This is a genomic window from Pontibacterium sp., assembly GCF_041587635.1.
GTDB lineage: Bacteria > Pseudomonadota > Gammaproteobacteria > Pseudomonadales > Balneatricaceae > Pontibacterium.
The window spans coordinates 19,403-27,535 of record NZ_JBFGYC010000006.1 but is presented as its reverse complement, the minus strand read 5'-3'; the positions used below and the strand labels follow the sequence as shown (position 1 = coordinate 27,535).

Below are 8,133 nucleotides of genomic sequence, written 5' to 3'. Positions count from 1 at the left end.
GCCACCGCTACAGGTTTTCCAGTCGATCGGATTAACCCCGCAGGCCTGATTTCTAATCAGGACTTCACCTGCGTGCAGAGAGGGGGTGGGAACGTCCTCCAGCCTCAGGTTGTTTGTGTCGCCAAACTCATGGATCTGTATCGCTTTCATGGGGTTCTCCATTGACGGATGCTGACTTAACCTGCAAACAAGTTGTCTTTGGACCTAGGGATTGCAGCCGTATTGTCTAATTTTTGTTAGGCTTAATGCCTTTAGAAACTTAGCAGAAAGTAAGGCGAGTATGATGTATCTGGCTATGATTGAAGAATTTCTGTTCTGGGGCGGGCTGGTTGTTTTTCTGGTATCGCTGGGGCTTTATGCAGGACGGACCAAAGATTTTAAGTCGGTTGTCATGTTCTGGCAGCCAACGGCTAACTTTAATGAAGTTGAGTTTAAGGTGAACCGTGCCGGGCTGAGCATGATGGTCGTAGCAGTAGCGATGCGTCTAATCGCATTCTTTATGGGTTAAAAACACATGAAAGGTAATCCCGTTCGAGGTGCCGGATATCTGATTCAGGGACTGAAGATGCTGCCGGATCCGGCGATCCGTCCCTTTGTCCTGGTGCCATTAATGGTCAATATCCTGCTGTTTGTGGGTGCGATCTGGCTCCTGATGTCGCAGTTTGACGTCTGGGTTGATTACTGGCTGGGGTTCCTGCCAGAGTGGGCATCGTTCCTGAGCTGGCTGCTGTGGCCGCTGTTTGCACTGCTGGTGTTGCTGGTGGTTTATTACAGCTTCACGCTGGTGGCGAATCTAATTGCAGCACCTTTTAACGGTTTCCTCTCTGAGAAAGTGGAGAAAAGCCTGAGAGGGGAAGTCGTCACCGATGAAGGTTGGCAGGCTGTATTGGCACTGATTCCACGCGCCGTCGGCCGCGAACTCTCTAAGCTGGCGTATTATCTGCCGCGTTTCCTCGCGTTGCTGGTGCTTTCTTTTATACCAGTGCTGAATATTATCGCGCCTGTATTATGGTTCCTGTTCGGGGCCTGGATGATGGCGATTCAGTATTGCGATTATCCGATGGATAACAACAAAGTCAGCTTTAAGCAGATGAAACTGCTGCTGAAGGCTAAGCGTATGACATCGGTGGGTTTTGGTGGTTTGGTACAGCTAGGGATGATGATACCGGTCGTTAACCTGATCCTGATGCCCGCAGCCGTCATTGGTGCGACCTGCTACTGGGTAGAAGAGCATGTTGAGGGGCACTATGGAAATGAAACGCGTCCTGAGCAGCCGAAGCTTGATCATTAAGCGTTGACTAGGTTGGCAATAAAAAGGCGTATTCCATGACTGGAATACGCCTTTTTCGTATCCGATCTGTGGGTTCAGCCCACATCCTCCAAATCGTCATCATTGTCGCTGACGGATACCCGTATCAGATACTCCAGCGGGAAGTGACAGGTGAAGGTGCTGCCTTCGCCTTTTTTACTGCGAATGGTCAGGTTGCCACCGTGTCGTGACAACACATGTTTGACGATGGCCAGCCCCAGACCTGTGCCGCCACTTTCGGACGAGCGGCTTTCATCAACGCGATAGAAACGCTCGGTCAGCCGGGCGATATGCATGGCATCGATACCGATACCATCATCAGTGACGGAGAAATGGCCGCCGTCCTTATCAACCCACCAACGGATCGTAATATGTCCGTCCTGCGGCGTATATCGTGCTGCGTTGTAGACCAGATTAGAGAACGCACTGTGGAGCTCGATCTCCTGACCCAGCAGGTCATGTTGCTGATCAAGTTCCAGCTCAAAGGTATGGCCTTTGTCGCGAGACAGTTCGGTGGCCGCTTCATAGATATTCTGGATCAGGCTTTGGACTTGTACCGGGTGTTCGTCCGAGACTTGTCGACTGGCCTCCAGACGAGACAACAGCAAAAGATCGGATACCAGACTCTGCATCCGACGGGCTTGTTGTTGCATCTGGTTCATACCGCGTTGCAGTGGGCGTGGCAGGTCATGATCAAGGAAGGTTTCCAGATACCCCAGAATGACTGTCAATGGCGTACGCAGCTCGTGAGAGGCGTTGGCGACGAAATCCTGACGGGTTTGTTCAAGGCGCAGCATCTGCGTGATGTCGCGGGCAACGAGCAGGCGATCTCCCGCGCCGAAGCGGGTGATCTGGTACTGCAATTCCCGATTGTGGTTGATCGGCGATGGCAGCTGGAGCGGGTCCTCATAGCTATCGCGCTTGTAGTAGCGGATAAAACGAGGATCACGCAGCAGGTTCATGACCGGTTTACCGCGATCCGCGGCTGCTTTGAAGCCGAGTAAACGTTCAGCAGATCGGTTCCACCACTCCAGGTTATCCTGTGCGTTGATGATCACAATGCCATCATTCAGCGCGGCGGAGGATTGTTGAAAGCGGTTGATCACACTGCGCAGGAACACTTCGCGCGCGGCGGTGCGTTTTTGCTGGCGGGATAGTTCATCAAACAGCTCGCCCCAATGCCCAGTGTACTCAGGGGGCTCTTCGCTGGATTTATCGCGATGTAACCATTCGGTTAGGCGACCAAATTGTTTGACCTGCAACAGAGCCCAGATAAAGAGCCCGGCGGCAAGAAACTCAGGGGGATAACCGAATACGAACCCCACAAGCAACCCCAAACCTGAGAACAGGAACAGATTACTGAGCATTGAGTGGTGGTTACGCTGCATGCTTAACCTCAGGCCACGTTGATCGAGAAGCGGTAGCCGGTACCACGAACGGTCTGTACCAGGTAATCATGACGCTCGCCCAGTGCTTTACGCAGGCGACGGATGTGTACATCGACGGTACGTTCTTCAACGTAGACGTTGCCACCCCAGACCATGTCCAGCAACTGGCTGCGGGAATAAGCGCGGTCCTGATGGGTCATAAAGAACTGCAACAGGCGGAATTCGGTCGGACCCAGATCAATGGGATTTCCCTCTGCGCTGACACGATGCGAGACTGGGTCCAGCGTCAAGCCATCCACAGAAACCGGTTCTTCTACACCTTTAGGTGTCGTGCGGCGCAATACGGCTTTCAGGCGTGCAACCAGCTCACGGGGGGAGAAGGGTTTCGTAATAAAATCATCCGCTCCGGATTCCAGTCCTTTGATTTTATTCTCTTCCTCACCTTTTGCCGTCAGCATGATGATCGGCATATCGGCGGTCATCTCATCTTTGCGTAAGCGGCGGGCGAAGTCGACACCACTGGTACCGGGCATCATCCAGTCCAGCAGGACCATATCCGGTTTGTTATCTACGATCAGTGCGTGTGCCTGGTTAGCGTTTTCCGCTTCAAGACATTCGTAACCGGCCATTTCCAGTGCGACTGCGATCATTTCGCGAATTGGCGCTTCGTCGTCAACGATCAGCACCTTTTTCGTAGAAGACATGACGTCTGCCTCATTCAGGGTTGTTTAAAGACCGCATCATTACAAGACAATATTGTTACACTAATATGACGTTGATCGTATTTCCATCGCGTAGAGGCATATAAAGTAAAAATCTAGCCTGATCAGTGGCTTTACGCACTCAGATAGTGCGCAAAAATACCCGCAAAGATAATCAAACCGACGTAGTGATTATTGAGAAAGGCCTGGAAGCAGGGATCGCGTTCGCGGTGGCGAACCTGATATTGCTGTCGGATAAAGAGGGCAGCGGCCCCTGTCAGTCCTGCGAAAAACCAGACGGATAGCTGCAGATGCAGACCCAGCCCGATGAGCAGAGCCAACGTGATCATTTGCAGGATGGCGACGATCAGTTTATCCGCATCCCCAAATAGAATAGCGGTCGATTTCACACCGATCTTCAGGTCATCATCGCGATCTACCATCGCATAGAGCGTATCGTACGCCACGGTCCAAAGCAGTGTGGCGGCATAGATCAACCATGCATACCAAGGCACAGTGCCTGTGACGGCACTGAAGGCCATCGGCACGGCCCAGGCAAACGCTGCACCCAGGACTACCTGAGGGAGATGGGTGTAACGTTTCATAAACGGGTAAACCGCGGTCAGCGCGACAGCACCGAAGGAGAGCAACACCGTCTGCCAGTTGGTAAATAGCACCAATATAAACGCCAGCAACATCATGCCGCTGAACAGCATAACAGCCTCTTTCGGCGTCACCCGGCCACTCGGAATGGGGCGTTGAGCGGTGCGTTTAACATGACCATCGACTTTGCGGTCGGCAAAGTCATTGATAGCACAGCCCGCTGAACGGGTCAGAAAAGCACCCAGTGTGAAGATAAACAGTAGCTTCAGGTCAGGGATGCCTTCAGCGGCAATCCACAGTGCCCACAGCGCTGGCCACAATACCAGGTAGGTACCGATGGGTTTGTCCATCCGCATCAGTTGAACGTAAGCGGATAACTTCTCTTTTAAGCTGAAGGGTTGCTGTGCCTGTGACTGCATATGGGCTGCTTCTTGTGGTTGGTGAGCCTATTTTACCTGTTGCAGGGCGGGCAGAAAAACCTCGCAGACCAGCAACGGTTTATCGGATAGATAGAATAGTGAGCGACGGGCCCAAACATCGGTCCTTTTATCTTGCAAACGTAAGCGGCTGATTTGCAGTGGACCCCGGCGCATCGTGGGATCGGTAAACAGCATTGACCCCAGTGAACGGTTGCCCAGTAACTTTAACGTCCGCTGACGTCCGGTCAGGGTGGTAGCAGGCACAATGGTACGTGCATAAACCCACGGCTGTCCCTGGCCGATCAATTGAACTTCGCGGATCAGTGCGTTTTCGCGGCTGTTCATCCGTAAGGCTTTTGCTTCAGACCGCGTGGGTCGTTGCCAACCCTGACTGACAACCTCAACCCGGAAGTCGCCCTTGCTCAGCTCAATCAGGCGCTTTGTCAGTGATCCTGAGTCGGTCAGCCAGCTACGCCATGCCTGTGGCGCCTGTGTCATACTGGGGCGACGCAGGGAGCTCCAGCGGGTATCAAAGTTAGGTTGAGTCAGAGCTCGGGCTATAGGCACAGCAATATTTCCTTCAAAATCTGCGCGTATGTTATCACCGGCAGGGCGCAAAAGTCTGCTGTACGTCAACTCTCTGGCGATCTGGCCTTTGCCTGTTGGGGACCATCAGGTAGCATCGCCGCTATGAATACCAGACACTCACTCAAGTATTGTCCTGAAAATGCCGAAGCACTTACCCGTCAGTGGGTCGAGTCGATGGTGGTGGGCCTTAATCTCTGTCCATTTGCTGCGCCTGTGGTGAAGCAAGCAACGATTCACTATGCCGTTGAACAAGGTGATAAAGATGAGGCGGTGATTCAGGCATTTCTCGCTGAACTGGACCGTATTCAGGCGAGTGAAGAGGATGAGCTGGCAACGACTTTGCTGGTGACGCCGAATGCGTTACCGGATTTCGAGCAGTACTTGGATATGCTGGATATATTGCAGGGCTTATTGGACCGCTCAGGGCTGGGCGGTGTCTTTCAGCTGGCGAGTTTCCATCCCCACTATCAGTTTGCCGGGGTCTCCGCGAACGATATTACCAACTGGACCAATCGCTCCCCATTTCCCTGTTTCCACCTGATTCGCGAAGGCATGATGACGCGGGTATTGATGAATTATGGTGATCCGGATGACATTCCGGAGCGCAATATGTCGTTGATGCAGAAGTTGGGACGGGAAGGGTTAATCGAGCGTTATCCGCCGTATGCGGATTACATCCGCGACTAACCCCGTTCTATTGCTGATTTTACATCTGGACTAACTGGCGACGCAGTTACGACCGTTATTCTTCGCTTTGTACAGGGCATCATCTGCAATCTGAATCAGATCCCGCGGACTGCTGTTGTCAGCGGGATTCAGGCTGGCAATTCCCAAGCTGATGGTGACACATTCGGCTGCGGATGACTTGGTGTGGGCAATCGCCAGATCTTCCACGGTTTTACGGATTTTCTCCGCCAGCACTTCTGCGCCTTGCTGATCGGTTTCCGGCAGCAGCACAACAAACTCTTCACCGCCAAAGCGGCAGACCATATCCTGCGCACGTTTCACGCTCTCGGTAATAGCGGTCGCGACATGCTGCAGGCAGCCGTCGCCGGTGAGGTGACCGTAATGATCGTTGTAGTCTTTAAAGTGGTCCACATCCAGCATGATCAGGCTCAGAGGCTGCTTCGAACGTTGGCCGCGCAGCCACTCAACTTCCAGGCTACGCTCAAACTCGCGGCGGTTGTAGATCTGGGTCAGGCCATCAATGCGGGCGGCCCGTTCCAGCAGGTCATGGCTGCGTTTAAGCAGCAGCAAAGTACGGATACGGGCTTTGAGAATACCGCTGGCCCGGTCTTTGACCAGATAATCGGCTGCGCCGGTTTCGTACACTTTGATCTCGTCCGCATCAGACAAGGTATCGCCAACCAGTGCGACAGGGGTATGGCTCTCCGATGCCTGATGCACGATCTCCGTCGTATCTTCCAGCATCTGTTGCCAGTGATTGATACTGTTCAGCAGAATCAGATCCGGTGTTTCTCCGGGCTTATTGAGCATGCCGCGCAGTTCTTGTACCGATGCCGGTAGCAGGATGTTGTAGTCTTCACGCACCGATGCAATGACGTTCCAGATCGACTGTACGCCGTCGTGTCCGTAAAAGGCGATGGTTTGCTGATCACGCCCATGGCACTGATCAAAGCTGCCAACCGGCCCCGGCGGCTGTTCTCCGCCAAAGAATGCACTGATATGTTCCTGACTGGGCAGTCCGAGCAATGTGCGTTCATCACTATCGGTGGTCAGTACCGGAATACGCAGGTTGTAGCTGCCACGTTCCCATTGCTGCTGCCAGTTCTGCAGGCACAGTTCATGGTTTTCTTCGATCGATAGCTCACCCGGAAGGCCAGCTTCCACAATGCAGTCGTAGATCACGGCAGTAGAGCTGATATCTTTGCCTTCAATCCAGAGTGCGCGGTAGAGGTTGGTCAGTAGGTCGAGCGCTTTAACTTCGTCGATTTCGCGGGCGGCAATAACACACAGAATGGCAAAGCGGCTGTCGCTTCGCAGGGGAGGCAGTGCGACTTGTACCTGAGGTGCACGGCTGCGCACGGTAAATACTTCGCTGGCCAATTCAGCCTGACTCTCGGGCGTCGCATTAAATACGCTGATATCGGGGGCATGTTCGATCAACCGCCAGTCAACCTGTTCTAGCAGGTCCATAGCGTGCAGTTGTTCCTGCATGGCATAACAGAAAGGGCAGTTCAGATCGGCGTAGACCACGTATTGCAGCATGTTGGTTCCCTGAGTGTTAACACAGCACTAGGGCAAAGTTACCACAAGTGATGGGTGGCAAGTCCAGTAATAAAACGAGCGTTTACCCGAATGGCTAGTCGGGTAAACGCTGGGGGGCGGGCGCTGCAATGTTTAGGCTTATCCTTCGCTCTGCTGAGCGGCCTCTTTCATCTCTTTCAACGAGGCGTGACGGACATCCTGACCACTGACCAGATACACCAGATGCTCAGCCATATTGCAGGCATGGTCACCGATGCGTTCCAGGCTGCGCAGTACCCAGATCACGTTCAGGCTGCTGGAGATCGCACGAGGATCTTCCATCATGTAAGTGATCAGGGAACGCATGGCCGTGCGGTATTCCTGATCCACAGCTTTGTCCTGTTTAGCTACACGGTATGCCAGTTCAGTATCGCTGCGGGCAAAGGCGGTCAGTACATCTTTCACCATTTCACGGACCAGATTGCCGATGTGACGGACTTCCTGATAACCGCGCTGGGAGTTGCCATCGTCGGCCAGATCAATGGCGTGGCGACAGATGCGGCTGGCTTCATCGCCAATGCGTTCCAGATCGGAGACCGCTTTGGAGATCGCTGTGATCAGGCGCAAGTCGCTAGCCGCAGGCTGGCGGCGGGCAATGATCGTGGTGCACTGTTCGTCGATCAGCAGTTCCATATCGTTGGTTTGCTGATCGGTACGGCGCGATTTTTCTGCTAGGTCAGCATCACCTGTTAGCAGTGCTTCTACAGCGTCGTTAACCTGGCGCTCTACAATACCGCCCATGGTCAGAAGCTGGGTGCGAATCTGTTCCAGCTCGTCGTTAAACTGCTGTGATATGTGGGTGGAGTAGTTGTCTTCAAAATTCACGTGTGTGTTCTCCATGCATGCAGTTACACAGT

Annotated in this window: 9 protein-coding genes; 3 read left to right on the top strand and 6 right to left on the bottom strand. The window is 53.3% G+C overall.

What is annotated here, in order from left to right:
• Positions 1-295 precede the first annotated feature (295 nt).
• Positions 296-508 (top strand): hypothetical protein, encoded by a 213-nt coding sequence (locus ABYW01_RS01025; protein WP_372830683.1) that lies wholly within the window; start codon positions 296-298, stop codon positions 506-508.
• A gap of 6 nt (positions 509-514) precedes the next feature.
• The gene (gene cysZ, locus ABYW01_RS01020; protein ID WP_372830682.1) at positions 515-1,291 is read left to right on the top strand and encodes a sulfate transporter CysZ; all 777 of its coding nucleotides are present in this window, start codon (positions 515-517) and stop codon (positions 1,289-1,291) included.
• A 74-nt stretch (positions 1,292-1,365) separates the two neighbouring features.
• Here the strand turns inward: cysZ and phoR are convergent, their stop codons facing one another.
• From phoR to ABYW01_RS01000, 4 genes are all read right to left on the bottom strand, one after another.
• A complete protein-coding gene (gene phoR, locus ABYW01_RS01015) occupies positions 1,366-2,697 on the bottom strand; it encodes a phosphate regulon sensor histidine kinase PhoR (RefSeq protein ID WP_372830681.1) in 1,332 nt (443 codons plus the stop codon).
• A gap of 8 nt (positions 2,698-2,705) precedes the next feature.
• The gene (phoB, locus tag ABYW01_RS01010) at positions 2,706-3,401 is read right to left on the bottom strand and encodes a phosphate regulon transcriptional regulator PhoB (RefSeq protein ID WP_193955273.1); all 696 of its coding nucleotides are present in this window, start codon (positions 3,399-3,401) and stop codon (positions 2,706-2,708) included.
• Positions 3,402-3,532: 131 nt separating this feature from the next.
• On the bottom strand, positions 3,533-4,420 hold the full coding sequence (gene ubiA / locus ABYW01_RS01005) for a 4-hydroxybenzoate octaprenyltransferase (protein WP_372830680.1): 888 nt from the start codon (positions 4,418-4,420) through the stop codon (positions 3,533-3,535).
• A gap of 27 nt (positions 4,421-4,447) precedes the next feature.
• On the bottom strand, positions 4,448-4,987 hold the full coding sequence (locus ABYW01_RS01000) for a chorismate lyase (RefSeq protein WP_372830679.1): 540 nt from the start codon (positions 4,985-4,987) through the stop codon (positions 4,448-4,450).
• Positions 4,988-5,110: 123 nt separating this feature from the next.
• Between ABYW01_RS01000 and ABYW01_RS00995 the strand changes: the two genes are divergently transcribed.
• Positions 5,111-5,695, top strand: coding sequence for a DUF1415 domain-containing protein (locus tag ABYW01_RS00995; protein WP_372830678.1), 585 nt, complete (start codon positions 5,111-5,113; stop codon positions 5,693-5,695).
• A gap of 30 nt (positions 5,696-5,725) precedes the next feature.
• Here the strand turns inward: ABYW01_RS00995 and ABYW01_RS00990 are convergent, their stop codons facing one another.
• Both ABYW01_RS00990 and phoU read right to left on the bottom strand, forming a co-directional pair.
• Complete coding sequence (locus ABYW01_RS00990; protein WP_372830677.1) at positions 5,726-7,237, bottom strand: diguanylate cyclase domain-containing protein; 1,512 nt, start codon at positions 7,235-7,237, stop codon at positions 5,726-5,728.
• A gap of 138 nt (positions 7,238-7,375) precedes the next feature.
• Positions 7,376-8,101 carry a phosphate signaling complex protein PhoU gene (phoU, locus tag ABYW01_RS00985; protein WP_372830676.1) on the bottom strand — a complete coding sequence of 242 codons (726 nt, stop codon included), beginning with the start codon at positions 8,099-8,101 and terminating at the stop codon, positions 7,376-7,378.
• Between the last annotated feature and the right edge of the window lie 32 nt (positions 8,102-8,133).